The 24,207-nt window shown below is 63.9% G+C and carries 25 protein-coding genes; 12 read left to right on the forward strand and 13 right to left on the reverse strand.

Annotated features, from left to right (window positions below; genetic code table 11):
• Positions 1 to 2: 2 nt before the first annotated feature.
• A complete protein-coding gene (locus ACNKU3_RS09990) occupies positions 3 to 767 on the reverse strand; it encodes an FKBP-type peptidyl-prolyl cis-trans isomerase (protein WP_418259309.1) in 765 nt (254 codons plus the stop codon).
• 248 nt (positions 768 to 1,015) lie between these two features.
• Here ACNKU3_RS09990 and ACNKU3_RS09995 point away from each other — a divergent pair, with 248 nt between their 5' ends.
• Positions 1,016 to 2,917 carry an ABC-F family ATP-binding cassette domain-containing protein gene (locus tag ACNKU3_RS09995; protein WP_418259310.1) on the forward strand — a complete coding sequence of 634 codons (1,902 nt, stop codon included), beginning with the start codon at positions 1,016 to 1,018 and terminating at the stop codon, positions 2,915 to 2,917.
• Between the two features lie 80 nt (positions 2,918 to 2,997).
• A complete protein-coding gene (locus ACNKU3_RS10000; RefSeq protein ID WP_418259311.1) occupies positions 2,998 to 3,837 on the forward strand; it encodes a methylated-DNA--[protein]-cysteine S-methyltransferase in 840 nt (279 codons plus the stop codon).
• A gap of 16 nt (positions 3,838 to 3,853) precedes the next feature.
• On the opposite strand, the gene ACNKU3_RS10005 is transcribed toward ACNKU3_RS10000, so the two are convergent.
• On the reverse strand, positions 3,854 to 4,123 hold the full coding sequence (locus ACNKU3_RS10005; RefSeq protein WP_418259312.1) for a GIY-YIG nuclease family protein: 270 nt from the start codon (positions 4,121 to 4,123) through the stop codon (positions 3,854 to 3,856).
• A 192-nt stretch (positions 4,124 to 4,315) separates the two neighbouring features.
• Here ACNKU3_RS10005 and trxA point away from each other — a divergent pair, with 192 nt between their 5' ends.
• The 3 genes from trxA to ubiD all read left to right on the forward strand — a co-directional run bounded on the left by trxA (position 4,316) and on the right by ubiD (position 8,328).
• Positions 4,316 to 4,642 (forward strand): thioredoxin TrxA, encoded by a 327-nt coding sequence (trxA, locus tag ACNKU3_RS10010; protein ID WP_418259313.1) that lies wholly within the window; start codon positions 4,316 to 4,318, stop codon positions 4,640 to 4,642.
• A gap of 382 nt (positions 4,643 to 5,024) precedes the next feature.
• Entirely contained in the window at positions 5,025 to 6,293 is a 1,269-nt protein-coding gene (gene rho, locus ACNKU3_RS10015) for a transcription termination factor Rho (RefSeq protein ID WP_418259314.1), read from the forward strand.
• 544 nt (positions 6,294 to 6,837) lie between these two features.
• Positions 6,838 to 8,328, forward strand: a complete 1,491-nt coding sequence (gene ubiD / locus ACNKU3_RS10020) for a 4-hydroxy-3-polyprenylbenzoate decarboxylase (RefSeq protein ID WP_418259315.1) — start codon at positions 6,838 to 6,840, stop codon at positions 8,326 to 8,328.
• 78 nt (positions 8,329 to 8,406) lie between these two features.
• On the opposite strand, the gene ACNKU3_RS10025 is transcribed toward ubiD, so the two are convergent.
• The 6 genes from ACNKU3_RS10025 to ACNKU3_RS10050 form a co-directional block, all read right to left on the reverse strand.
• Positions 8,407 to 9,654, reverse strand: coding sequence for a heme biosynthesis HemY N-terminal domain-containing protein (locus ACNKU3_RS10025; RefSeq protein ID WP_418259316.1), 1,248 nt, complete (start codon positions 9,652 to 9,654; stop codon positions 8,407 to 8,409).
• A gap of 3 nt (positions 9,655 to 9,657) precedes the next feature.
• Positions 9,658 to 10,839: a uroporphyrinogen-III C-methyltransferase gene (locus ACNKU3_RS10030; RefSeq protein WP_418259317.1), complete on the reverse strand. Its 1,182-nt coding sequence runs from the start codon at positions 10,837 to 10,839 to the stop codon at positions 9,658 to 9,660.
• Positions 10,840 to 11,610: a uroporphyrinogen-III synthase gene (locus tag ACNKU3_RS10035; protein ID WP_418259318.1), complete on the reverse strand. Its 771-nt coding sequence runs from the start codon at positions 11,608 to 11,610 to the stop codon at positions 10,840 to 10,842.
• Positions 11,600 to 12,532, reverse strand: coding sequence for a hydroxymethylbilane synthase (gene hemC / locus ACNKU3_RS10040; protein ID WP_418259319.1), 933 nt, complete (start codon positions 12,530 to 12,532; stop codon positions 11,600 to 11,602). The genes ACNKU3_RS10035 and hemC overlap by 11 nt, the downstream gene beginning before the upstream one ends.
• Positions 12,533 to 12,598: 66 nt before the next feature.
• On the reverse strand, positions 12,599 to 13,327 hold the full coding sequence (locus ACNKU3_RS10045; protein ID WP_418259320.1) for a LytR/AlgR family response regulator transcription factor: 729 nt from the start codon (positions 13,325 to 13,327) through the stop codon (positions 12,599 to 12,601).
• The gene (locus ACNKU3_RS10050; protein WP_418259321.1) at positions 13,324 to 14,382 is read right to left on the reverse strand and encodes a sensor histidine kinase; all 1,059 of its coding nucleotides are present in this window, start codon (positions 14,380 to 14,382) and stop codon (positions 13,324 to 13,326) included. The genes ACNKU3_RS10045 and ACNKU3_RS10050 overlap by 4 nt, the downstream gene beginning before the upstream one ends.
• A 107-nt stretch (positions 14,383 to 14,489) precedes the next feature.
• Here ACNKU3_RS10050 and argH point away from each other — a divergent pair, with 107 nt between their 5' ends.
• On the forward strand, positions 14,490 to 15,887 hold the full coding sequence (gene argH, locus ACNKU3_RS10055; RefSeq protein ID WP_418259322.1) for an argininosuccinate lyase: 1,398 nt from the start codon (positions 14,490 to 14,492) through the stop codon (positions 15,885 to 15,887).
• Here the strand turns inward: argH and ACNKU3_RS10060 are convergent.
• Positions 15,884 to 16,882 (reverse strand): DUF3187 family protein, encoded by a 999-nt coding sequence (locus ACNKU3_RS10060; RefSeq protein ID WP_418259324.1) that lies wholly within the window; start codon positions 16,880 to 16,882, stop codon positions 15,884 to 15,886. The genes argH and ACNKU3_RS10060 overlap by 4 nt on opposite strands.
• Complete coding sequence (cyaY, locus tag ACNKU3_RS10065) at positions 16,879 to 17,202, reverse strand: iron donor protein CyaY (RefSeq protein ID WP_418259325.1); 324 nt, start codon at positions 17,200 to 17,202, stop codon at positions 16,879 to 16,881. The genes ACNKU3_RS10060 and cyaY overlap by 4 nt, the downstream gene beginning before the upstream one ends.
• A 101-nt stretch (positions 17,203 to 17,303) precedes the next feature.
• On the opposite strand from cyaY, the gene lptM reads away from it, so the two are divergent.
• Genes lptM through ACNKU3_RS10095 form a run of 6 tightly spaced genes read left to right on the forward strand, consistent with a single transcriptional unit; the run spans position 17,304 to position 21,980 of the window.
• Entirely contained in the window at positions 17,304 to 17,507 is a 204-nt protein-coding gene (gene lptM / locus ACNKU3_RS10070) for an LPS translocon maturation chaperone LptM (protein ID WP_418259326.1), read from the forward strand.
• Positions 17,508 to 17,516: 9 nt separating this feature from the next.
• A complete protein-coding gene (gene lysA, locus ACNKU3_RS10075; RefSeq protein WP_418259327.1) occupies positions 17,517 to 18,767 on the forward strand; it encodes a diaminopimelate decarboxylase in 1,251 nt (416 codons plus the stop codon).
• A gap of 8 nt (positions 18,768 to 18,775) precedes the next feature.
• Entirely contained in the window at positions 18,776 to 19,606 is an 831-nt protein-coding gene (gene dapF / locus ACNKU3_RS10080; protein WP_418259328.1) for a diaminopimelate epimerase, read from the forward strand.
• Between the two features lie 40 nt (positions 19,607 to 19,646).
• The gene (locus tag ACNKU3_RS10085) at positions 19,647 to 20,348 is read left to right on the forward strand and encodes a DUF484 family protein (RefSeq protein WP_418259329.1); all 702 of its coding nucleotides are present in this window, start codon (positions 19,647 to 19,649) and stop codon (positions 20,346 to 20,348) included.
• A gap of 1 nt (position 20,349) precedes the next feature.
• Positions 20,350 to 21,264, forward strand: a complete 915-nt coding sequence (gene xerC, locus ACNKU3_RS10090) for a tyrosine recombinase XerC (RefSeq protein ID WP_418259330.1) — start codon at positions 20,350 to 20,352, stop codon at positions 21,262 to 21,264.
• Positions 21,264 to 21,980, forward strand: coding sequence for an HAD family hydrolase (locus ACNKU3_RS10095; RefSeq protein WP_418259332.1), 717 nt, complete (start codon positions 21,264 to 21,266; stop codon positions 21,978 to 21,980). The genes xerC and ACNKU3_RS10095 overlap by 1 nt, the downstream gene beginning before the upstream one ends.
• 47 nt (positions 21,981 to 22,027) lie before the next feature.
• Here the strand turns inward: ACNKU3_RS10095 and glnK (ACNKU3_RS10100) are convergent, their stop codons facing one another.
• The 3 genes from glnK (ACNKU3_RS10100) to glnK (ACNKU3_RS10110) form a co-directional block, all read right to left on the reverse strand.
• A complete protein-coding gene (gene glnK, locus ACNKU3_RS10100; protein ID WP_418259333.1) occupies positions 22,028 to 22,366 on the reverse strand; it encodes a P-II family nitrogen regulator in 339 nt (112 codons plus the stop codon).
• Positions 22,367 to 22,516: 150 nt separating this feature from the next.
• On the reverse strand, positions 22,517 to 23,809 hold the full coding sequence (locus tag ACNKU3_RS10105; protein WP_418259334.1) for an ammonium transporter: 1,293 nt from the start codon (positions 23,807 to 23,809) through the stop codon (positions 22,517 to 22,519).
• A gap of 31 nt (positions 23,810 to 23,840) precedes the next feature.
• Positions 23,841 to 24,179 (reverse strand): P-II family nitrogen regulator, encoded by a 339-nt coding sequence (glnK, locus tag ACNKU3_RS10110; RefSeq protein WP_418259335.1) that lies wholly within the window; start codon positions 24,177 to 24,179, stop codon positions 23,841 to 23,843.
• Between the last annotated feature and the right edge of the window lie 28 nt (positions 24,180 to 24,207).

The following is a 24,207-nucleotide window of genomic DNA, read 5'->3' on the forward strand; positions in this document are numbered from 1 at the left end:
CCTTACTTGCCGGCAGCGTCGTCCGCGCCTTCAGCTTTTTCCTGGCTGGGGATAGACACCAGCTCGACATCAAACACCAGCGCCGCGTTGGGGCCGATCATCTGGCCTGCACCGCCTGCGCCATAGCCGAGTTCCGGCGGAATGAACAGCTTCCACTTGGAACCCACCGGCATCAGTTGCAGGGCTTCGGTCCAGCCGGGAATGACCTGGCCGACACCAAAAGTCACGGTCTCACCGCGCTTGTAGGATGAATCGAATTCGGTGCCATCGATCAGCGTACCGGTGTAGTGAACCTCGACCGTGTCATCGGGACCGGGAACCGGGCCTTCACCCGCTTCGACGATTTCATACTGCAGGCCGCTGTCGGTGACGACAACGCCTTCGCGGGCCTTGTTCTGCTCGAGGAACTCGGTGGCAGCGGCGAGATTCGTATCCGCCAGCGCCTTTTGCTCGGCCTGCTGCTTGGCAATCATGTTTTCCTGGAAGGCCTGGATTTCGGCGGCGATCTCTTCGTCGGTCAGGCGTCCATCCTGCCCGGACACGCCGTCGCGGAAACCAGCAGTGAAAGCATCGATATCCACATTCATGCCGTCGGTACTCATGCGAGCACCCAGGTTATAGGCGATGCCGTAGCTCAGGCGTTGTTCGGAGGACTCCAGTGCAACCGGTGCTGCTGATTGCGCGTCTCCACCCGTTGACGACTGCTGGTTACATGCCTGCAGCCCCAATACGCCGACGAGGGCAAGCGGCAAAGCTAACTTCTTCATAGAATCAGTTCCATTATTGATTGCAAATGTGTGAATTTGGCCTTCCGCCAAATACTGCGATAAGCCCCGGCCTTGTCTGCCCGGGACACGATGCCGTAGCGCCGCGTGCACGGCCGACAGGACCAGCCTCCGCAAACGCGCCTCAGTGTACTATCCGTCCGAAGCGGTTGCTACCCCGCCCCGGCACTCAACAACGGGCCATTCGGCGCTGGTTATGACCACAACGGCAGCGTAAAATTCGCCGCCTCATGATTATTCTTCGCGACATCGAACTCCGCCGGGGCAGCAAACTCCTGTTGCAGGAAGCCGACCTCACCATCCAGCCAGGGCAGCGCATCGCCCTGATCGGCGCCAATGGTTCCGGCAAATCCAGCCTGCTCGCACTCCTGCTCGGCCAGCTGCCCCCGGATACCGGCGACATCGAGGGGCTGGAGGGGCTGCGACTGGCGCACATGGCACAGGAGGTGGAAACGACCCACCTGCCCGCAGCCGAATATGTGTGGCGGGGCGACAGCCAGCTCGCTAGACTCAGCGATGAACTGCAAGCGGCGGAAGCCAGCGGCGCCTTCGAGACCGCGGCGGCACTGCATTCACAGCTCGAAGCCATCGACGGCTACGATGGACCGCGCCGCGCGGAAGTCCTGCTCGACGGTCTCGGCTTTGCCCCCGGCGCGGGGCAGCGGCCGGTCAGCGACTTTTCCGGCGGCTGGCGCATCCGCCTGAACCTGGCCCGCGCCCTGATGGCGCCCTCCGACCTGTTGCTGCTCGACGAACCGACCAACCACCTCGACCTCGATGCCACCGTGTGGCTGCAGCAGTGGCTGCAGCAATACGCCGGCACCCTGCTGATGATCTCCCACGACCGCGATTTCATCGACGCCACCTGCGAGCGCATCGTACATATCGAGGGCCGGCAGCTGGTGAGTTACCGCGGCAACTACAGCGAGTTCGAGACCCAGCGCGCCGAGCGCTTCGCCCAGCAGCAGGCCGCCTTCGACAAGCAGCAACGGCGCATCGCGGAGATCGACAGTTTCGTCCGGCGCTTCCGCTACAAGGCCAGCAAGGCCAAGCAGGCACAGAGCCGGCTCAAGGAACTGGAACGCATGCAGGCGGTGGCCCCGGCGCACTTCGACTCCAGCTTCGATTTCAGTTTTCCCCCGCCGGAAAAAACCAGCGATCCGCTGCTGCAACTCAGCCAGGCGACCCTCGGCTACAGCGGCAGCCCGATCCTCAGCGGGGTCGACGTCATCCTCCGGCCGGGCAGCCGGATCGGCCTGCTGGGCCGCAACGGCGCCGGCAAGTCCACCCTGCTGAAATCCCTGGTCGGCGAACTCCCCCTGCTGGGGGGCAGCCGCACACCGGGCGAGCACTGCCATATCGGTTATTTCGACCAGCAACAGATGGAGGCACTGGACCTCGACGCCAGTCCCCTGCTGATGCTGCAGCGCCTGCGACCCCAGGCTCGCGAGCAGGAAATCCTCAACTTCCTCGGCGGTTTCGATTTCCGCGGCGAGGTCACCAGCAGCGCCGTGCGCCCGCTGTCCGGCGGTGAAAAAGCCCGCCTGGCGCTGTCGATGGTGGTCTGGCAGCGCCCCAACCTGCTGGTACTCGACGAACCCACCAACCACCTCGACCTGGAGATGCGCCACGCCATCGAACTGGCCCTGCAGGATTATCCCGGCGCCGTGGTACTGGTCAGCCATGACCGGCACCTGCTGCGCAACACCATCGACGACCTGCTGCTGGTTCACGATGGCCGGGTCGAAGAATACCGCGACGACCTCTCCGCCTATGAAAAATGGGTGGCCTCGCGCTTCCGCGGCACCCAGCCTGCTGCCGAGACAGCGGCACCGGAGTCCTCGCGCAAGGCCCAGCGCCAGCAGGCGGCGGCGGATCGCGAGCGCCTGCGGCCCCTGAAAAAATCCATCGCGAATACCGAACAGGCCATGGAAAAACTCCAGGCAACGCTCGCCGCGCTGCAGGAACGCCTCGGTGACACCGATCTCTACAGCGAAGGCCGCAAGGAGGAACTGGCCAGCCTGTTGCGGCAAGAGGGCGAACTGCGCCAGCAGCTGGAGCAGCTCGAGGAGCAGTGGCTGGAAATGCAGGATGAACTGGAGGCCCTGAGCACCGCAACCAGCGCCAACTGAGCAAGATTCGGGTTGCCGGTGGTCTTCCCTGCGCCGGAAAATAGCTCCACCTACTCCCATTACGGTACAGCAGCGTGGCAATGAGTGATTACCAGCGGGTAGAGAAAGCCATCGACTACCTCGCGACCCACTGTGAACAGCAGCCCTCCCTCGATCAGGTTGCGGCTCACCTGAACCTGAGCCCCTTTCACTTCCAGCGCCTGTTCAGCCGCTGGGCGGGCACCACCCCCAAGCGCTTCCTGCAGGCACTCACTGTCGAGCGCGGCAAGGCGTTGCTGCAACAATCCCGCAACCTGGCAGAGACATCCGCCGCGCTCGGCCTGTCCGGCAGTTCCCGCCTGCACGATCACTTTGTGCAACTGGAAGCCCTCACCCCCGGGGAACTGCGTGCCGGCGGCGCCAATCTCACCGTCCGTTACGGCGTGCAGGACAGCCCCTTCGGCCCACTGTTCCTGGCGGTAACGGAGCGCGGTATCTGCAAGGCGGGGTTTGCCGACCACACGCCGCCCGAGCAGCAACTGCTGGAACTGTCGCGCAGCCAGCCGCATGCGGTATTGACCGAGGACCCGGCGTACACGGCGCAACTGGCGCGCACGCTGTTCAATCCCGCCCCCCGCCACGCGCAGCCCATCTCACTGCAGGTCAGCGGCACCAATTTCCAGATTGCGGTCTGGCGGGCATTGCTGGAAATTCCCGAAGGCTGCCTGCAAAGTTATGGCGACCTCGCCAGGCGCATTGGCCGGCAGGGCGCTGAACGCGCCGTGGGAAACGCCGTCGGCGCCAATCCCGTCGCCTATTTCATTCCCTGCCACCGGGTGATTCGCGAGAGCGGCGCGCTGGGCGGCTACCGCTGGGGTACCAGCCGCAAACGGGTAGTCCTGGCCTGGGAGCAGGCGCGCACTCCGGAGCCTGCTGCATAACAGGGCGAGCAACCGATCACTGTGCGGGCGCACCCTGCAGCAAACGCAGTTTCTGCGGCCGTGAGAGGCGCTTGATCGCCGCCTCGCGCTGCAGCGCCGCGCTGCGATTAGCAGCGGGCTCACGCCAGACACAGCGCACCGGCCGCCGCCCGCGGGTATAGCGGGGGCCGCCGGCGAGTTCCCCGTTGTGCTGTAACAGGCGCCGCTCGGGGTCGCGGGCGATACCGGTATACAGGGTACCGTCCGCACATTCGAGGATGTACACCCACCACCCGGGCTCACCCATTCAACTCCCTCCGCAAGCCGCCGCCTGTTGCCTGCCGCCGATCATTGCCCATTTTCCCGCATACATATAGCCCCGGGTTAGCCGGCTATTCCGAAAAACTCTAGCCCCTCGCTTGTACCAGCACCGGCCGGTGGTATCATGGCCTGCTTCAAACAGTGCGGCCTGCCGGCCGCGGAGCAAGCGGAGAGCAACATGTCAGACAATATCGTACACGTCAGCGATGCAACCTTTGACGCCGAAGTCCTCAGTTCAGACCTGCCGGTACTGGTGGATTTCTGGGCAGAGTGGTGCGGCCCCTGCAAAATGATTGCACCGGTACTGGACGAAATCGCCGATGAGTACGCGGGCAAACTGAAAGTGGTCAAGGTCGACGTCGACGCCAACCCCGAAATTCCGCCGAAGTTCGGCATTCGCGGCATCCCCACCCTGATCATCTTCAAGGGCGGCAGCGCCGAGGCCACCAAAGTGGGTGCCCTGTCCAAAACCCAACTCGCGGATTTCGTCAAAGAGGTCGTTTGACCCGTCCTTCCTTTCGCCGGCCGCGCCTGGCCGGCGAATACCAGCTTTTTCGCTGCGCCTGGTTCACTGCGGACGTGGCGAAAAATCTCCAGGAAAAAACTTCGGAAACACCCCTGGCGCAGCTGCAAAACCGGCACAGCAAGCGGTTCCGCCCCGTCATTGCCGGGGTCCGGCCAAAATCCGGAATTGCGGAAATGATGAAATTACCGGTAGACGGCCCCCTGAGGGCGTGCTAAATTCGCCGAAGTTGCACACCCCTGTGCACCGATAATAACACTGTACTCCAAAGAAACAGCTTCACCCTGCCGGCAGGTGCTCGTGCGCCGCGCCAGTTGAATATTTCCCCTGCAAATCCGGAACCACATCCGAAACCTATATATCTATGAATCTTACCGACCTGAAAACCAAATCCACCCAGGAACTGATCGATCTCGCAAGGGAAGGCGGCCTCGAAAACATGGCCCGCTCCCGCAAGCAGGACATCATCTTCGCCATCCTGAAACGCCACGCGAAAAGTGGCGAAGACATTTACGGCGATGGTGTACTGGAGATTCTCCAGGACGGATTCGGATTCCTGAGAAGCGCGGACAGCTCCTACCTTGCAGGGCCCGACGACATCTATGTGTCACCCAGCCAGATTCGCCGCTTCAACCTGCGCACCGGCGACACCATCTCCGGCAAGATCCGTCCGCCCAAGGACAGCGAGCGCTATTTCGCACTGCTCAAGGTCGGTGAAGTCAACTTCAACCGCCCGGAAAACTCCAAGAGCAAGATCCTCTTCGAAAACCTGACGCCGCTGTTCCCCAACGAGCGCCTGGTACTGGAAAAAGGCAACGGCTCTACCGAAGACCTCACCGGCCGCATCATCGACCTCGTCGCACCCATCGGCAAGGGCCAGCGCGGCCTGCTGGTGGCACCGCCCAAGGCGGGCAAGACCATCATGATGCAGAACATCGCCCAGGCGATCATCACCAACAACCCCGAGTGCTACGTGATCGTCCTGCTGATCGACGAGCGCCCGGAGGAAGTGACCGAGATGCAGCGCTCCGTCGGCATCCGCGGCGCCGAGGTAGTGGCATCCACCTTCGACGAACCGCCCTCGCGCCACGTGCAGGTCGCGGACATGGTCATCGAAAAGGCCAAGCGCCTGGTCGAACACAAGAAAGACGTGGTGATCCTGCTGGACTCCATCACCCGCCTCGCGCGCGCCTACAACACCGTTATCCCCTCCTCCGGCAAGGTACTGACCGGTGGTGTGGACGCCCACGCCCTGGAACGCCCCAAGCGCTTCTTCGGCGCGGCGCGGAACATCGAGGAAGGCGGCAGCCTGTCGATCATCGCAACCGCGCTGATCAACACGGGTTCCAAGATGGACGAGGTGATCTACGAGGAATTCAAGGGCACCGGTAACATGGAATTGCACCTCGACCGCAAGGTAGCGGAAAAACGCGTCTACCCGGCGATCAACATCCGCTCTTCCGGTACCCGTCGCGAGGAACTGCTCACCGGCGAGGAGGAACTGCAACGTATGTGGATCCTGCGCAAGCTGCTGCACGGTATGGAAGACCTGCCCGCGATCGAGTTCCTGATCGACAAGCTCAAGGACACGAAGACCAACGACGAGTTCTTCATGTCGATGAAGCGGAAGTAAGTATTCCGTTTTCTCTTCGGGGCAATCCTGTTCAGGATTTCCCCAACAGGGTGGAAGACTTTTGGTTTGGGTCTTCGATGTTGATCGACTCCGATAGCCGGCTTGCTGGCCAGCCCTGCCCTCGCCGGGTACGCCAAAAAGCGCACGTCCGTGTGCAGGCTCGGCCGCGGACATCCATGTCCGCGGACGCCCCGTCGAGGACAGGGCTGGCCTGCAATCCTCCCACCGAGTGAATTTCAGCTTAAAGTTCCTGATCACAATGCGTGACATCTTTGTCTGCTCTGAAAGTGCCTGCATTTTCTGGTTTTCGGTTTTTGTCGCCATGGTTGGCACTGGGCTGGTGAGGTTGCGCTACAGGGCCATACGAAAACGTCCGAGGCCATGGATGGCCGAAGCCGAGCTGCCATGGATGGCGCTTTTGCGTTTTTCGGATGGCCCTGTAGCGTGACCTCGCCGGACGCAATCACCCATACTCCCAGCCCGATATTTGCAGCAGCGCCCCACTAGCTGTACTGTCACCGCATCCAACCACAGGTGGAACCAAGTGAAATACCGCGACCTCAGAGACTTCATCGCCGAACTGGAAAAACGCGGCGACCTGGTACGCATCAAGACCGAAGTCGACCCCAACCTGGAGATGACAGAAATCGCCGACCGCACCCTGCGCGCCGGCGGCCCCGCCCTGCTGTTCGAAAATCCCAAAGGCCACAAGGTACCCGTGCTCGCCAACCTGTTCGGCACGGAGCAGCGCGTCGCGCTGGGTATGGGCGCGGAGTCCACCGAGGCGCTCAGCGAGATCGGCGAACTGCTGGCCTACCTGCGCCAGCCGGATCCGCCCAAAGGGATGCGCGACCTGATGGACAAGGCGCCGGCGCTCAAGCAGGTGCTGAACATGGCGCCGAAGCTGGTGCGCAATCCGCCCTGCCAGTACCACGCGCGGCAGGGCGACGAGGTGGACCTGTACCAACTGCCGATCCAGACCTGCTGGCCCGGTGATGCGGGGCCATTGGTGACCTGGCCGCTGGTGATCACCCGGGGGCCAGAGAAAGAACGCCAGAACCTCGGGATATACCGCATGCAGTTGATCGGCAGGAACAAGCTGATCATGCGCTGGCTGTCGCACCGCGGCGGCGCGCTGGATTTTCGCGACTGGCAGAAGAAACATCCGGGAGAACCCTACCCGGTGGCGGTGGCGCTGGGCGCCGATCCGGCGACCACGCTGGGGGCGGTGACGCCGGTGCCGGATACGCTGTCCGAATACGCTTTCGCCGGCTTGCTGCGCGGCGACAGGACCGAGGTCGCGGAATGTTTTACCGCGCGCTGTCGCGACCACGGACTGCAGGTGCCGGCCACGGCGGAGTACATTCTCGAGGGTTACCTCGCGCCGGGTGAAATGGCCGACGAGGGTCCTTTCGGCGATCACACCGGTTACTACAACGAGGTGGAGCGCTTTCCTGTGTTCACGGTGGAAGCGATTACCCACCGGGAAGACCCGATCTATCACAGCACCTACACCGGGCGGCCGCCGGACGAGCCGGCTATTCTCGGGCTTGCCCTGAACGAGGTGGTGGTGCCACTGCTGAAAAAACAGTTCCCGGAGATCGTCGATTTCTACCTGCCGCCGGAAGGCTGTTCCTACCGCATGGCGGTAGTCACCATGCGCAAGGAATATCCCGGTCACGCCAAGCGGGTGATGCTCGGTGTGTGGTCCTTCCTGCGCCAGTTCATGTACACCAAGTTCGTGATCGTCACCGATGACGACGTCAATGCCCGCGACTGGAAGGATGTGATCTGGGCGATCACCACGCGTATGGACCCGCGCCGCGACTGCGTGTTTATCGACAATACGCCGATCGATTACCTGGACTTCGCCTCGCCGGTTTCCGGCCTCGGTTCAAAGCTGGGTTTCGACGCCACCTCCAAGTGGCCGGGAGAAACCGACCGCGAATGGGGCGAGCCGATCGTGATGGACGCGAGGGTAAAGCGGCGGGTCGACGAGATATGGAATGAATTCGGCATCCCGGACGCCGACTGAATCCGCCCGCCAGGGTCCGGATTGAGGCTGCCGTCGCGCGCTTCACGGCAGCGGGCACAGCAGCGATTTTCCCCCTGGTCAGGCCTTCCGGGACGGTAGTGTCGCCGCCTGGGGCAGCGGCAGTTCCGGCAGGCCCGGTTCCTGCAGTTCGAGGCCTTCACGGTAGTAAGCGCCTGCTACCCGCGGTTCGCCGAGCGCCAGCAGCAGGCGCCCCAGTTCGGCGCAGACTTCAGGGGTGATTTTCAGTTCGTGGGCGGCTTCGAAATAGTCGCGCGCCTTGCCCCACAGCTTGTTGCGCGCCGCCAGCCTGCCCAGGCACACCTGCAATTCCGGGTCCTCGTGATGCTCCGGCAGCCAGCGTTCGGCATGCGCCAGCTGAGCTGCGATGTCGCCGCTGTCAACAAACGCATACTGGCGAACCAGCTGGCTGTCCCACTGCTGTTTCAGCGCCCGCCGGATCACCTTGTCCGCGCCGCTGTGGAAACCCTCCTGGATCAGCAGCTGAACATAACAGCGCAGCACATCGCCATCCTGCTTCAGGGCTGCGGGCACTTGCGCCCAGGCCTGGCGCAGGGTTTCCCCGCTACCGTCGGCGTCGCTGCCGGCGCTGCCGGTCAGCAATCCGGTATAGACTTCGCGCTCCAGTCTCGCCAGTTCATCCGCGGGCAGGACCCGGTACTTTTTCAGGTCCGGCAGTAACTGCACGAGTGCCGGCCAGTCCTTCAGGCCGACATAAGCCTGGTGCAACAGGTCCAGCACATGGGGATGGCGTCCGGCATTGCGCCGGGCACGCACCAGCGTTGCCAGCGCTTCCTCGTACTGGCCGGAACGCAGGCGCAGTTCGGCATGGGTGAGCTCCACCGCTATGCCTGCCTCGGACTCCGCCTCTTCGGCTGCCCCCAGGTATTCGCGCACCCGGTCGGTTTCACCGAGACGGTAGCTGGCGCGCGCCGCCATCAGGTAATTCGGCAGCGGCGCTTCACTGGCTGCAGCGCCACGCAATAACTGCTTGCGCGCGCGCTCCCAGTTGCCCTCGGTATAGCTGATCAGCCCGCGGGTGGTCAGGCGCGAAGCGGCGCGTGTACGCCGGGTATCGATCCAGCCCGCCAGTGAGGCCTGCCCGCCCACCAGGCGTCGCACCAGGCGCAGCACCAGGTAGAACAGCAGGGTAAACAGGACCACCAGCAGTATCCCGACCCACAGGCTGGTTTCCACCGTGTAATTGCCATAGGCGACGAGTACATAGCCGGGGTCTCCCTCGATTACCGCGACCAGTCCGACGCCCGCAAGCAGGGCCAGGAGAATCAGCAGGAATACTCTGCGCATGAATTACTCCGCGTCTGCCGCGGCGGGAAGCTGGCGAATGACCCCATCCAGTTCCCGCACCGATCGTGACAGGTCGGGCATCTCCACCGCCACGACCTCCTGCTGCAGGACACTGATCTCCCGGTCCATCGCCGCCGCAGCCGCTTCATCGGTATCGGCGAATTGCGCCACCCAGTGGCGGGCGCGCTCGAGACTCTCGTGGTACAGCACCTGGTTGCCATTCAGCAGGGCGACCTGTGACTGTTCGAGCAGCATGCGCAGGTTCTGCCGCACCAGGCCTTCCCACTGCGGGTCCATCAGGGCCTGCATCGGGACATCCCGACGCCGGATGACAATGTACTGCGACAGCTTCTCCACCGCCTGTTCGTAACCCCGGCGCAGGCGAACTTTCCAGTCGTCGGCGGGCTCGACCGCAGAACCCTGGACTATCTCGGGCGCTTCGAAAATTTTCAGTTTGCCGGCCTGCTCAATGAGCGCCGAGAGCCTCAGGTAGATGCCCTCGACATCGACCCGGGGTACGGCATTCAGGGCGGCGATTTCCGCCGCCACGGCGGCGCGCACTCCGTGCAGCCCGGGATCCTGCAGTTCGCGCAGGATGTTATCCGCACTTTGCAGCAGTGCAACGGCGGATTGCGGGTCGCGTGCCATCAGCACCCGCTGGTTGGCCAGGCGGAGCAGGTACTGGGCCTCCGCGCGCAACCAGCTGTCCTTGTCATTGGCGGTGAAACTGTCCAGCAGCTGCTGTTGTTGTTCGAGACGCTGGGCAAAGCCACTCATCGCGGTTTCGCGCCCCGCGGCGGCACTCTCCAGCTTGCCGACCGACTGCTGCAGCGATGCCTGCAACCGGGTCTCCGCCGCGGCAATGTCCTGCCGCTCGGTTTGCGCGGCGTTTTCCAGGCTGGTGAGCCGCTGTTGCAGGACCTGCTCCCGGGCCTGGCCCTGCATCACGATCCACGACCCGGCGGCGCCGAGGGCGACGGCCAGCAACAGTGCCAGCCAGCCGATAAAGCCCCCGGAACGCTTTGCCTGAGGGGCAGGCGCGGCAGCAGCGGGAGCGCTCACAGTGGCGCCGGGGACAGTGGGTGACGGGGCCGGCGTCTCGCTTTGCGCCGCCGGGCTGACAGCGCCTGCGCTGTCACTGGCGGCTTGTGTGTCAGGATCACTGTTATTTTCCTTGTCACTCACTCACTTGTCTCCGGCTCGCCATCGCCGCAATGCTTCCAGCATCGCCGCATCGGAGGCGTTGTCCGCGGTCATCACCCGCGGAAACCCCGCCTGTTGCGCCAGCGCCGCCACTCGCGGTGACGGCACTATCAGCTCAATGTCTCTAAACTTAGTGGTTTCTGCAGCGCTAAGCAACGACAGCATGTTCTCCAGTCCTTCACCGCTGCTGATCAATACCACATTGATACTTTCCTGCCCCAGGGTCGCGGCCAATTGCCCCGGCACCAGTGTCGGGCAATAGCGCCGGTAGCAGGGTAACTCGTCCACCTGGGCACCGCGCTGCGCGAGTACTTCGGCTATCTTGCCGCGGCCGCCGATGCCCTTGACGATAAGGACGCGATCGCCCGCCACCTGCTGCAGGGATTCCATCGCGAGCAGGCCCTCGCTGTCCATCTGCAGTGGCGGGCTGATGGGGTCGAGGCCGAACTCGCGCAACAGGGTAGCCGTGGTGACACCTACGCCATACCAGGCTAGCCCCACCGGTAACTGCGGCCAGTAGTTGCCAATCAGTTCCATACCGAAGTGCACCGCGTTGGCGCTGACAAAAATGACGTGCTGGTAGCGGTCGAGGTCGATCACGGCCTGGCGCGCTTGTGGCGCCAGCTCCGGCAGCGGCTCCAGGGTGAGAAGCGGCTGGTGCACCGCGCGCAGGCCCGCCCCGGCCAGGGCCTCGAGCAATGCGTCAGCCTGCCCCGCGGGACGGGTGACCAGTACGCCGGGCTCAGTTGCCATGGAGCGCCGCGAGAATTTCGTCGGCCCCCTGGGCCAGCAGTGCTTCGGCGACGCGGACACCGAGTTCCTCCGCTGCGGCGGTCGTACCAGTGGCTTCCGCGCGCAGGATTTCACTGCCGTCAGCGCGGCCCACCAGGCCGCGCAGGCGCAGTTCGCCACTGGACAGGAGTTCGGCATAGCAGGCTATCGGCACCTCGCAACTGCCCTGCAAGCGCCGGTTCATCGCCCGCTCGGCAGTTACCCGGGTGGCCGTCGGTGCGTGGTGCAGGGGCGCCAGCAGTTGCAGCAATTCGCGGTCATCCTCGCGCAGTTCTATACCCACGGCACCCTGGCCACCGGCGGGCAGGGATTCCTCCGGGCTGATTTGCGCCGCGATACGCGACTCCAGCCCAAGCCGCTTGAGGCCCGCACTGGCCAGGATGATGGCGTCGTACTCGCCGTCGTCGAGCTTGCGCAGGCGCGTGTTGACGTTGCCGCGCAGGAACTTGACCTGCAGGTCCGGGTGCCGGGCGCGCAACTGGCACTCGCGGCGCAGGCTGGAGGTTCCCACCACGGCACCCGCCGGCATTGCAGCGAGGCTGGCGTAGTGGTTGCTGACGAAGGCGTCGGTGGGGTCTTCCCGCTCGCAGATCACACCGAGGCACAGGCCCGGGGGAAACTCCATGGGCACGTCTTTCATCGAATGCACCGCGATATCCGCGCTGTGCTCCAGCAGTGCGGTCTCCAGTTCCTTGACGAACAGCCCCTTGCCGCCGACCTTGGCCAGCGGGACGTCGAGCAACTGGTCGCCGCGCGAGGTCATACCCAGCAGTTCCACCGCCAGCCCGGGGTGGGCCCGCTGCAACGCATCGCGCACGAATTCCGCCTGCCACAGGGCCAGCGGGCTCTCCCGGGTGGCGATAACCAGTTTGCGCTGCTGCATGTGCGATGTCCTCGGATGGCCTGCAAATCGAAAGCGGCGCCATCATACCACTCGACGCGGCTGCCTTCAGCGCTGTCCCAGCCGGCGCTTTACCTGGGTCAGCAAGCGCCGGCTCACCAGCGGCGCGGTAGCGGTGCCCTCCAGCAGTACCCGCCACTGGCCGTCGTCTGTCCGCTCCAGCCCGCGCACGAAGGCCACCCCGACCAGGGCATTGCGGTGCACGCGCAGGAAGCGCTCACCGAACTCTTCCTCGAGGTCCTTGAGGGTATCCGGAAGTAACAGTTCGCCGCGGTCGGAAATCGCAGTGACGTATTTCTGTTCGGCGACGAAACAGCGCACCTGGTCCACCGGCAGGGTTTCCAGGCCGCGATGGGTATGGCAGCTGATCACACTGCGGCAGCTGTCCTGGTCGCTGCGCAGGCTGGCCAGTTGCAGGCGATTCACCCGCCCCGCCGCCGCCAGCGCTTTTTCCAGCTCCGCCTCGCGCACCGGTTTGAGCAGATAGGCTACCGCGTGGTTTTCCAGGGCCTGCATCGCATACTCGTCGTAGGCAGTGCAGAAGATGATGGCCGGCGGCTCGGCCAGTTCGGCACTGCGCGCGGCGACCTCGATGCCGTCGAGACCGGGCATGCGGATATCCAGCAACAGCAGGTCCGGCTCGGCATCCCGCAGCGCAGCCAGCGCGGCTTCCCCGTCGTGCGCTTCGATGGCCTGGTCTTGCGGCCGCAGGCGCGCCAGCAGGCGGATGAGGCGCTGCCGCGCCAGGGGCTCGTCGTCGACGACCAGGATCTTCACGGCCGCACCACCGGGGAATATTCGAGCTCCACGCGAAAGCGGTCGTCCTCGCGCACGGCCCGAAGAGCCGCGTCGGCGCCAAACGTGGCGCGCAAGCGTTCGGCGATATTTGCCAGGGCCATGCGGTTGCCGGCGGCGCCATCAGTATTTCCGGCGACCGGGTTCTCAACAACGACCCGGACCCGGTCGTCCTGGCGCGCCAGGGCAATACGGATACAGCCCCCCGCGGGAATCCGGGCGACACCGTGATAGACCGCGTTTTCGACCAGCGGCTGCAAGAGCAGGCTGGGCATCAGCGCATCGACAACATCGCCCTCCACCTGCCAGTCCACCTGCAAGCGCTCGCCCAGGCGCAATTCCTCGATGTCCAGGTAGATCTGGCACAGGCGCAATTCGTCGGCCACGGTGGTATCGCTCTCCGCCTCCTTGAGACTGGCGCGAAACAGCTCCGCAAGGTCCTCCACGGAGCGCTCCGCTTTCACCGGCTGCGAGTCAATCAGGCTGGCGATGGTATTGAGGGTATTGAAGAGGAAATGCGGGCGGATGCGCGCCCGCAGGGAATCCAGCCTGGACTGTATTTCCAGTTTTTCCTGGTGGCGCAGCTGTTGCTGGAGATAGAAATACCTGAGGGCTATACCGGCGCAGACCGTGGCCAGCAGGATATTGCGCAGCAGCCACCAGCCACCCAGGCCGAAACCCTGCAACCAGGGCAGCCAGCGAATACTGGCAAGGCTGACCAGCGCGGTCACCAGGGCGACCACCGCCATGCTGGCGACCGTGACCAGCGCCACTGAAAAACGGCTGAAACTGCGCCGTGCAAGACACAGCACCATCGCGCTACCCAGGCTGATCCACTGCACGATCAGCGAGGTGGTGGCGAGCAAGCCCCAGTCGAACCGGGGCAGGCCGCTCTCGGCCAGGACATAGGCCAGCACCAACAGCTCGGACAGCAGCACCAGCATGAACACCGGCCGCGGACCGCACAGATCGGGAATGAAAAAGTCGCCGGTGGCAGTCTCGCCGCCCCGCCGTTTATCCTTATGCGGAGACCCCATGTATTCGTTTCCGCGCCCACATAGCTGATATACTTGCACCCCTTTCCGGCCCGGACAAGCCCAAAAAGTCACCGTCCAGCGGCCAGCGATCAACAACAGGATTTCAAATGAGTAAAGACGGGCAGACCAGCAAACTCTGGGGCGGCCGGTTCAGCGAGGCTACCGACAGTTTCGTCCAGCGCTTCACCGCATCCGTGACCTTTGACCAGCGCATGGCAATGGAGGATATCCGCGGCTCCCTGGCCCACGCGGCGATGCTCTGCAAGGTCGGGGTTCTCAGCGGCGAGGAGCTGGCGCAGATCGAGGAGGGCCTGGCCCAGGTCCGCGGTGAAATCGAGCGCGGTGAATTCCAGTGGTCCGTGGAACTGGAAGACGTGCACATGAACATCGAGGCCCGCCTCACCCAGCTGATCGGCATCACCGGCAAGAAGCTGCACACCGGACGCTCGCGCAACGACCAGGTAGCGACGGACATCCGCCTCTACCTGCGCGGCGCCTGCGACGCCATCGGCACCGAGCTCACCCGCCTGCAATCCGGCGTCGTGTCGCTGGCGGCACAGCACAGCGACACCATCATGCCCGGCTTCACCCACCTGCAGACCGCGCAGCCGGTGACCTTCGGCCATCACCTGCTGGCCTGGAACGAAATGCTCGAACGCGATCACGGCCGCCTGCTCGACTGCCGCGCGCGGATGAACCAGTCACCGCTGGGCGCCGCGGCGCTGGCCGGCACAACCTACCCGATCGACCGGGCGCATACCGCGGCGGCCCTGGATTTCGAGCGCCCGACGGAAAACTCCCTGGACTCGGTCTCCGACCGCGACTTCGCCATCGAATTCTGCGCCTTTGGCGCGCTGCTGCTGACGCACCTGTCGCGGATGTCGGAGGAACTGGTGATCTGGACTTCCGCGCAATTCAAATTCATCGACCTGCCGGATCGCTTCTGCACCGGTTCCTCCATCATGCCGCAGAAGAAAAACCCCGACGTACCGGAACTGGTGCGCGGCAAGGTCGGTCGGGTCAACGGGCACCTCGTCGCCCTGCTCACCCTGATGAAAAGCCAGCCGCTGGCCTACAACAAGGACAACCAGGAAGACAAGGAGCCGCTGTTCGACACCGTTGATACCGTGCTCGACTGCCTGCGCGCCTTCGCCGACATGGTGCCGGCGATCCAGCCCCGCCAGGCGGAGATGCGCGAGGCGGCGCGCAGCGGGTTCTCCACCGCCACCGACCTCGCCGACTACCTGGTGCGCAAGGGCCTGCCCTTCCGCGACGCCCACGAGGTGGTGGGCAAGGCAGTGGGCCACGGCGTGGCGCACGATTGCGACCTCGCGGAAATGGACCTCGACACGCTGCGCGGTTTCAGTGACCTGATTGGCGAAGATGTCTACGACGTGCTGACCCTGGAGGGCAGCGTCGCCGCGCGCAATCACCTCGGCGGCACGGCGCCGCAACAGGTGCTGGCGGCGGCGGAGCGGGCGCGGCAGCGCCTGCAGGCACGCTAGTCCCGGGAGCTGCCGCCGGCAGCGCCGCCGGGCCGGTAGCGCAGGCCCAGCTGGAAGGTGACGTCGGGGGCAGTTTCCACCCGGATGTCCTCAACAACACTGAACTCCAGCGCCCAATCAGGCGCTGGTCGCCAGCGCACCCCGCCACTCAACATCACACTGTCGTCACCCAGTGCGGGAATTTCGCTGTCCGCGACTGCCGCGTGGGAATCGAGCTGCCCGAGGAGTGCCCAGGCGGGAGCCAGCCGCCACTCCAGGCCGAGGCCGGCAAACCACAGGTCGCGCTGCTGGATGCGCTCGATCATGGCGCTGTTTCCCGCGTAGAGGTAGCCCCCCTGGCCGTACCAGTGGAGCATGCCCGCGCTCCCCAGCACTCCATCCACCTGCACTGCCAGGTAGATGTCATCGCTGCCGCTGCCGAGAAATTCGTCGTCATCAGCCAGGCTGAATTTGTAGCCCAGTGACAGCAGCGCGCCCAGATTTTCGCCGGCAATGAGCTGTCGGCTGACCGACAGCGTGGGATCACCCGGGCCGGCAGCGTCGTCCTCGAGGAGAAACCCGCCCTGCCCCTGGTAGCCATAGAGCAACTCATCGCGCGGCGCGACGGAGCGCCCGCCGTCGCTCATGCCCCAGAAGTCGTGCCAGCCATCAATGCTGCTGTCGAGGAAGCCGCCGCTGTGGCGCAGCCACGGCAATTCCAGCCGCAGGTCCCAGTCGCGATAGAAGCCGTATTGCAGCGTTAGCGCCAGGCGGTCTGTCTCGCCGTCGAGATGCAGTCGCTCGCCGCCGTGTCCGTCATCGATATAGTGGCTGGCGATGGCGCCGAAAAGGCCCAGTTCCAACTGCCCTTCCGGGAGGACCAGGGCAGCGCGTTGCACGGGCAGGCCAAACAGGCCGGATACCGGCCCCAGATCCCTGACATACAGGGGTTCGGCCGCCAGCGGACACGCCATACACCCCAGCGTGACCAGCAGTACGCGCGCGCGCCCGTTCATAGCCAGCGGAACTCGACGCCACCCTGGGTTTGCATTTCCAGCACCACGAAGGGGCGGAACAGTGTGCCGTCACGGGTGTTGCGCCAGTCGCCCGCGGTCTCGTCGAACTCGAAGTGGTAACCGCCGGAACGTGTGGCCAGCCACAACTGCTGTACCGGCGGCTGGCGGCTGAACACCATGCTGGTGCCGTTCTCGAAGGTCACGTTGAGTACGCCGCCTCCGGTCTCGTAATCGAGATCGCTGTCCAGCGCGTCCAGCGCCTCCTCGATGGCCGTGTAGACCGCTTCCACCCGCTCGTCGTAGGTGCTGTTGTCACTCACCGATTCTACCCCCTGCTTAACAAGGTGATGATCATAAGGGCTGCTCGCACCGCTGACTACCGGCGGGTATAATCGCCGCTTTGTCATTTCCGGGAGCCCGCATGCGCACGCTCATTCCACTGATGCTTCTGATCCCGCTCGCCGGTTGCGGCCAGACCGGGGCACTGTACATGCCGGGAGAGGCGCCCAGCGCACAGGTACCGGGCGAGGAAACGCCGAGCCTGGAAACCCTGGAAGCCGAAAACACGGAAGCTCTCGACGTGGAGAACGTTGGCGCACCCGAGACTACCGACCAGCAGGATTGAACCCCGACCATGGACTGTTTTAGTTATCGCGGCGCTGAACTTTACGCCGAGGACACGCCGGTTGAAGCCATCGTGGAACGCTTTGGCACACCCTGTTACATCTACTCCCGCAAGGCGCTGGAAACCGCGCTGGCGGAATACCAGTCGGCGCTCGCCGGCTGCGACCACCTGGTCTGCTATGCAGTGAAGGCCAATTCCAACCTGGCCGTGCTGGATATCCTGGCCCGCCAGGGCGCCGGTTTCGACATCGTTTCCCGCGGCGAGTTGGAGCGCGTCATCGCCGCCGGCGGTGACCCGGCAAAGGTGGTGTTCTCCGGTGTCGGCAAGCGTCCGGAGGAAATGGCCTTTGCCCTCGAACAGGACATTGCCTGCTTCAACGTCGAATCCGCTGCTGAACTGGAAGTGCTGGCCGCGGTGGCAGCAGAAATGGGCAAGGTTGCGCCGGTGTCGGTGCGGGTCAACCCGGATGTGGACGCCAAAACGCACCCCTACATTTCCACTGGCCTCAAGGAAAACAAGTTCGGGGTCACCGTGGAAGAGGCGCGCCAGGTCTACCGCCGGGCGGCGCAACTGGACAGCATCGCGGTGGTGGGTATCGACTGCCATATTGGTTCCCAGCTCACCGAGATCAGCCCCTTCATCGATGCCCTGCGCCGCCTGCTGGCCCTGGTGGACGAACTCGCCGGGGACGGTATCGAACTGCGGCACCTCGATCTCGGCGGCGGTCTCGGCGTCCGCTACGCGGATGAAACCCCGCCTGCGGTGGCCGATTACATCGCGGCAATTCGCCGGGAACTCGGTGAGCGCCAGGTCAAGCTGGTGTTCGAACCGGGCCGCTCGATCGCCGCCAACGCCGGCCTGCTGGTAACCCGGGTGGAATACCTGAAGCCCACGCCGGCGCACAATTTCGCCCTGGTCGACGCCGCCATGAACGACCTCCTGCGCCCCTCGCTGTACCAGGCGTGGATGGATATCCAGCCGGTCCGGCACAGGGACGGCAGCGAGGACGCCAGCTGGGACGTGGTCGGCCCGGTGTGCGAGACCGGGGATTTCCTCGGCAAGGCGCGGCAACTGCGACTCGAAGCGGGCGACCTGCTCGCGGTGTCCGGCGCCGGCGCCTACGGCTTTACCATGAGCTCCAATTACAACAGCCGCCCCCGCGCGCCGGAAATCATCGTCGATGGCGCGTCGATCCACTGTGCCCGCGAACGCGAAACCATCGCCGATCTCATGCGCGGTGAACACCGGCTACCCGACTGAGCGCGACCATGTTGCTGAAATTCACCAAAATGCACGGGGCGGGCAACGACTTTGTCGTTATCGACCTGGTCACCCAGCGCTGCAAACTGCGCTCCCAGGACATCCGCAAGCTCGCGGACCGTCACCTCGGGGTGGGCTGCGACCAGGTGCTGATCGTCGAGCCGCCGGGCAGTCCCGATGTCGATTTCCGCTACCGCATCTTCAATGCCGATGGCAAGGAAGTGGAACAGTGCGGCAACGGCGCACGCTGTTTCGCCCGTTTTGTGCGTGAGAAAAAACTCACCCGCAAGCGGGTGATCTCGGTGGAAACCAGCGCCGGGGTGATTGAACTGCGCGTGCGCGACAACCACCAGGTCGAAGTGGACATGGGCGTGCCGATTTTCGAACCCGGCCGGGTGCCCTTTCAGGCCGGGGAACGCGCGGATAGCTATCCCCTGAAAATCAACGACGACACACTGGAATTCGGCGTCCTGTCCATGGGCAATCCGCACGCCGTACTGACCGTGGACAATGTCGATACCGTCGATATCCAGCGCCTGGGACCGCTCATCGAGAACCACCCGCGCTTCCCGCGCCGGGTCAATGCCGGATTCATGCAGCTGGTCTCGGAGAGTGAGATCCGCCTGCGGGTGTTCGAGCGTGGCGCCGGGGAAACCCTCGCCTGCGGTACCGGGGCCTGCGCCGCGGTCGTGCACGGTATTTCCCGCGGTTGGCTCAAAGGTACCGTGACAGTCCACCTCCCGGGCGGTAAGCTTTCCATATCCTGGGCAGGCGAAGGACAATCGGTGAAGATGACCGGCCCCACTGCCCTTGTCTTCGAGGGGACGATAAAAATCTGAGGGCTGCGAACCAGCACTCATCACACCATTGGAGTGGACGATGGCAGCAGGAAACGAGCAGGCCCAGGCCACTGACGCGATGTCAGGCCTGAACGAAGAGACCGTGCGCGAGTACCTCAAGGAAAACCCGGATTTTCTCCAGCGCAATCCGGACATGCTCGACCACCTGCACATCTCCCACGCCTCCGGTAGCGCCATCTCCCTGGTGGAGAAACAGGTCAGTGTGTTGCGCGAGCGCAACGTGGAAATGCGCCACCGGCTCAGCCACCTGACCGCCAACGCGCGGGAAAACGATCGCCTCTACGCCCACACCCGCGCCACGGTGCTGGCCATGCTAGACGCCCGGGACATCGCCGGCCTCAATGGCGCCTTCAACCGGGCGATGAAAAATGACTTCAAGGTCGAGCACGCCAGCCTGATCCTGTTCGGTGATCCGCCGGGTGCCGACGGATGCCGCCTGGACACCCTGGAGCGCGCGCGCATCGAGGTCGGCGCCCTGATCCGCAGCCACAAACCGGTCTGCGGGGTGCTGCGCGAGGAGGAACTGCGCTACCTCTTTCCCAACGCCGAAGGCGTGGGCTCAGCGGCCCTGATGCCGCTGGTGGACGGCGAGGAAATGGGCCTGATCGCGGTCGGCAGTTCCGATCCACACCGCTACACCACCAGTACCGGCACCCTGTTCCTGGCGCACCTTGCCGATATCATCGTACGGTTGCTGCCCAGGCTGCAGCGCTGCGACTGACATGTCCCCGGCGCTGCAGCAATCCCGCGACGCCTTTCTCGACTACCTGCGGGATGTACGCCAGGTTTCGCCACATACCCGGGAGGGCTACCGCCGGGACCTGCAATCCCTGCAGTCCCACTGTGAGCAACTCGGCCGCGACCGGCCCGGCGCCATCATCGAAGCTGACATTCGCAGCTGGGTGAGCCAGATGCACCGGCGCGGCGTCGCCGCGACCAGCATCCAGCGCGCGCTGTCAGCCGCCCGTTCCTGGTTCAATTACCTGGGCCGCAGCGAGGGCGAGAAACACAATCCCGCAGCCGCGGTCCAGGCGCCGCGCAAGCCGCGCAAGCTGCCGAAAACCCTCGATGCGGACCAGGTGGACCGCTATCTCGAATTCAACCGCAAGGACCCACTCGCCCTGCGCGACCGGGCGATTGCGGAACTCTTCTACTCCTCCGGGTTGCGCCTGGCGGAGCTCACGGCGATCAATATCGATGACCTCGACCGCCACTCCCAGTTGGTGACCGTGACCGGCAAGGGCCGCAAGACCCGCACGGTACCCGTTGGCCGCACCGCCCTGGGCGCTATCGATGACTGGCTCGCGGTGCGCAATCCCGCGGCGGATGACCCCGACGCGGCGCGGGCACTGTTCCTCAGCCACCGCGGCGCGCGCATCAGCCGCCGCAGTGTGCAGGATCGCCTGCGCATCCAGGGCCTGCGCTCCGGGATGCACCAGAATGTACACCCCCACATGCTGCGCCATTCCTTTGCCAGCCACATGCTGGAATCCTCGGGCGACCTGCGGGCAGTGCAGGAAATGCTCGGGCACGCAAACATCTCCACCACCCAGATCTACACCCACCTGGACTTCCAGCACCTGGCCAAAGTCTACGACAGCGCCCACCCGCGGGCCCGGCGCAAGGGCGGCAAGTAATGGGTATACGGGTCATCACCTTCGACCTGGACAACACGCTGTGGGACGTCGACCCGGTGCTGTTGCGCGCGGAACAGGCCCAGCGCGAGTGGTTGCTGCAACACCGCCCCGGCGCGATCGACGCTTACGACCACCAGCGCCTGTGGGAATTCAAGCAGTCAGTCTGGCGCCGCCATCCGGGCCTGTTGCACGATGTTTCCGCCATGCGCCGGCAGATGTTACTGGAATTGCAACTGGCGGCGGGCTTCTCCACCAGCGAGGCCCAGGCGGGTTCCGAGCAGGCCTTTGCGATTTTCCTGGAGGAACGCCAGCGGGTTGAGCTGTATGCGGAGGCCCTGGACATTCTCAGGGCGCTCGCCGGGCGCTATACCCTGGGCGCCCTGACTAACGGCAACGCGGACGTCTTCAAGACCGATGCCGCCGAGTATTTCGATTTCGCCTTCCTGGCGGAACAGGTCGGCGCCAGCAAACCGGCGCCGGACATGTTCCTGGCCGCGCTGGAAACCAGCGGGGTAAATGCGGAAGAAGTAGTACATGTGGGCGACAACCCCGAACACGACATCGCCGGGGCCCGGGCCATGGGCATGTACACGGTCTGGATCAACACCCAGGGCGAAGACTGGCCGGGCGGCCGGCGCGCAGACCGTGAAATCACCTCACTGACCGAGCTTCCCGCGGCCATAGACAGCCTCGACAGTCGCGACGCCGTAACCTGAATCCCGATTCCGCGCCTGTTCAGCCCCGAACGGCCAGGCCAGCCCGGCTAGATGGCGTTCTCACCGGTCTCGCCGGTGCGGATACGCACGACCTGCTCAAGAGGCATGACGAAAATCTTGCCGTCGCCGATCTTGCCACTGTTGGCGGTCTCGGTAATGGCCTCGATGACCTTGTCCACATCCTCGTCGGCGAGCGCTATTTCCAGCTTCACCTTGGGCAGGAAATCCACGACGTATTCAGCGCCTCGGTACAACTCGGTATGCCCCTTCTGGCGGCCAAAGCCCTTGACCTCGGTGACGGACATGCCCTGCACACCGATCTGGGACAGCGCGGCGCGCACGTCATCCAGTTTGAAGGGTTTGATGATGGCGGTAACCAGTTTCATTTATTGATCTCCTTGCTTGAGGCGCCCTCATCATAGGGGGAAACCCACGGAGAGTAAATTCACCTGGTTTGCGACAATTGATCGCCTGAAAAAAAAGGGGGCCAAAAGGCCCCCAAGTACACGCATTTAACAATGCGCCCGCAAGATGGTTCAGATACCGCTGCCTTTGGACCCGGTGAACTCGGGGTAGGCTTCCATGCCGCACTCGGCAACGTCCACCCCTTCGTACTCTTCCTCTTCGCCGACACGGATGCCCATGACTGCCTTGAGAATGCCCCAGACGATCAGGCTGGTGACGAATACCCAGACGAAGATGACCAGTGCGCCGACCAGCTGACCCATGAAGGTCGCATCGCTGTCGGACAGCAGTACCGCGAAGATACCCCACAGACCGACCACGCCGTGCACGGAGATGGCACCGACCGGATCGTCGATTTTCAGCTTGTCCAGGGTCACGATGGAGAACACCACGATCACACCACCGATAGCGCCGATGATGGTCGCCAGCAGCGGCGAGGGATCGGCCGGTTCTGCAGTAATGGCTACCAGGCCAGCCAGGGCGCCGTTCAGGGCCATGGTCAGGTCGGCCTTGCCGAACATGATGCGCGCCACGATCAGGGCGGAGAGCAGGCCGCCAGCTGCAGCAGCATTGGTGTTCAGGAATACGCTGGCCACTTCGTTGGCCACCGCGATACCGGACAGCTGCAGGGTGGAGCCACCGTTGAAGCCGAACCAGCCCATCCACAGAATGAAGGTGCCGAGGGTTGCCAGCGGCAGGTTGGCGCCGGGGATGGCGTTGACCTGGCCTTCGGGACCGTATTTGCCTTTACGTGCGCCCAGCAGGAGCACACCCGCCAGCGCCGCAGCGGCACCCGCCAGGTGGACGATACCGGAACCAGCATAGTCGCTGTAGCTCAGCTCACCGATGAAGGGAACGGCGTTGCCACCCCAGGTCCAGCTGCCTTCCATCGGGTAGATGAAGCCAGTCATGACGACCGCGAACAGCAGGAAGGCCCAGAGCTTCATACGCTCGGCCACGGCGCCGGAAACGATCGACATCGCAGTCGCGACGAACACGACCTGGAAGAAGAAGTCCGATGCACTGGAGTAAGGCAGGGACGCGTCTTCAGCGCCTGCGCGATAGGCTTCCTGGGCCGCCAGGACACCGGCGATTGCGTCGTCACCCATGGACGCGACGCTGTCGGTGCCGGACAGGAAGAAACCGCCACCATACATGAATTCGTACCCGCAAATCAGGTACATGGTACAGGCCACTGCAAACAGGGAGATGTTCTTCAGCAGAATTTCCGTGGTGTTCTTGGCACGGACCAGACCAGCCTCCAGCATTGCGAAGCCCGCTGCCATCCACATCACCAATGCACCGGTCACCAGGAAATAAAAGGTGTCCACGGCGTACTGGAGTTCAAAAATATTGTTTTCCATAGGAATAGCTCTCTAATCAGTCGTATAGGGTTTAGATAGCGTCTTCGCCAGTCTCACCAGTGCGGATACGTACCACCTGCTCCAGCGGTGAAACGAACACCTTACCGTCACCAATCTTGCCGGTATTGGCGGCCTTGGTAATCGCTTCGATGGTCTGGTCTACAGAACCGTCAGCCACTGCCACCTCAATTTTTACCTTGGGCAGGAAGTCGACGACGTATTCGGCACCACGGTACAGCTCGGTGTGCCCTTTCTGGCGACCAAAACCCTTTACTTCAGTTACGGTGATACCCTGTACGCCGATCTCCGACAGCGCTTCTCGCACGTCGTCCAGCTTGAAGGGCTTCACAATAGCCGTTATCAGTTTCATGTAGTTCTCCTGGTGTCAGCGTCAGGGC

It is taken from the genome of Haliea sp. E17, assembly GCF_048323675.1.
Taxonomy (GTDB): Bacteria; Pseudomonadota; Gammaproteobacteria; order Pseudomonadales; family Halieaceae; genus Mangrovimicrobium.

Coding starts and splice junctions, on each gene's coding strand:
- ACNKU3_RS10000 (WP_418259311.1), top strand. CDS start 2,998: ATGAGTGATTACCAGCGGGTAGAGAAAGCCATCGACTACCTCGCGACC.
- ACNKU3_RS10085 (WP_418259329.1), top strand. CDS start 19,647: ATGGCAGCAGGAAACGAGCAGGCCCAGGCCACTGACGCGATGTCAGGC.
- xerC (WP_418259330.1), top strand. CDS start 20,350: ATGTCCCCGGCGCTGCAGCAATCCCGCGACGCCTTTCTCGACTACCTG.
- argH (WP_418259322.1), top strand. CDS start 14,490: ATGAGTAAAGACGGGCAGACCAGCAAACTCTGGGGCGGCCGGTTCAGC.
- rho (WP_418259314.1), top strand. CDS start 5,025: ATGAATCTTACCGACCTGAAAACCAAATCCACCCAGGAACTGATCGAT.
- ACNKU3_RS10005 (WP_418259312.1), bottom strand. CDS start 4,123: ATGGGTGAGCCCGGGTGGTGGGTGTACATCCTCGAATGTGCGGACGGT.
- glnK (WP_418259335.1), bottom strand. CDS start 24,179: ATGAAACTGATAACGGCTATTGTGAAGCCCTTCAAGCTGGACGACGTG.
- ACNKU3_RS10035 (WP_418259318.1), bottom strand. CDS start 11,610: ATGGCAACTGAGCCCGGCGTACTGGTCACCCGTCCCGCGGGGCAGGCT.
- dapF (WP_418259328.1), top strand. CDS start 18,776: ATGTTGCTGAAATTCACCAAAATGCACGGGGCGGGCAACGACTTTGTC.
- ACNKU3_RS09990 (WP_418259309.1), bottom strand. CDS start 767: ATGAAGAAGTTAGCTTTGCCGCTTGCCCTCGTCGGCGTATTGGGGCTG.
- lysA (WP_418259327.1), top strand. CDS start 17,517: ATGGACTGTTTTAGTTATCGCGGCGCTGAACTTTACGCCGAGGACACG.
- ACNKU3_RS10050 (WP_418259321.1), bottom strand. CDS start 14,382: ATGGGGTCTCCGCATAAGGATAAACGGCGGGGCGGCGAGACTGCCACC.
- glnK (WP_418259333.1), bottom strand. CDS start 22,366: ATGAAACTGGTTACCGCCATCATCAAACCCTTCAAACTGGATGACGTG.
- hemC (WP_418259319.1), bottom strand. CDS start 12,532: ATGCAGCAGCGCAAACTGGTTATCGCCACCCGGGAGAGCCCGCTGGCC.
- trxA (WP_418259313.1), top strand. CDS start 4,316: ATGTCAGACAATATCGTACACGTCAGCGATGCAACCTTTGACGCCGAA.
- ACNKU3_RS09995 (WP_418259310.1), top strand. CDS start 1,016: ATGATTATTCTTCGCGACATCGAACTCCGCCGGGGCAGCAAACTCCTG.
- ACNKU3_RS10095 (WP_418259332.1), top strand. CDS start 21,264: ATGGGTATACGGGTCATCACCTTCGACCTGGACAACACGCTGTGGGAC.
- ACNKU3_RS10060 (WP_418259324.1), bottom strand. CDS start 16,882: ATGAACGGGCGCGCGCGCGTACTGCTGGTCACGCTGGGGTGTATGGCG.
- ACNKU3_RS10105 (WP_418259334.1), bottom strand. CDS start 23,809: ATGGAAAACAATATTTTTGAACTCCAGTACGCCGTGGACACCTTTTAT.
- lptM (WP_418259326.1), top strand. CDS start 17,304: ATGCGCACGCTCATTCCACTGATGCTTCTGATCCCGCTCGCCGGTTGC.
- ACNKU3_RS10025 (WP_418259316.1), bottom strand. CDS start 9,654: ATGCGCAGAGTATTCCTGCTGATTCTCCTGGCCCTGCTTGCGGGCGTC.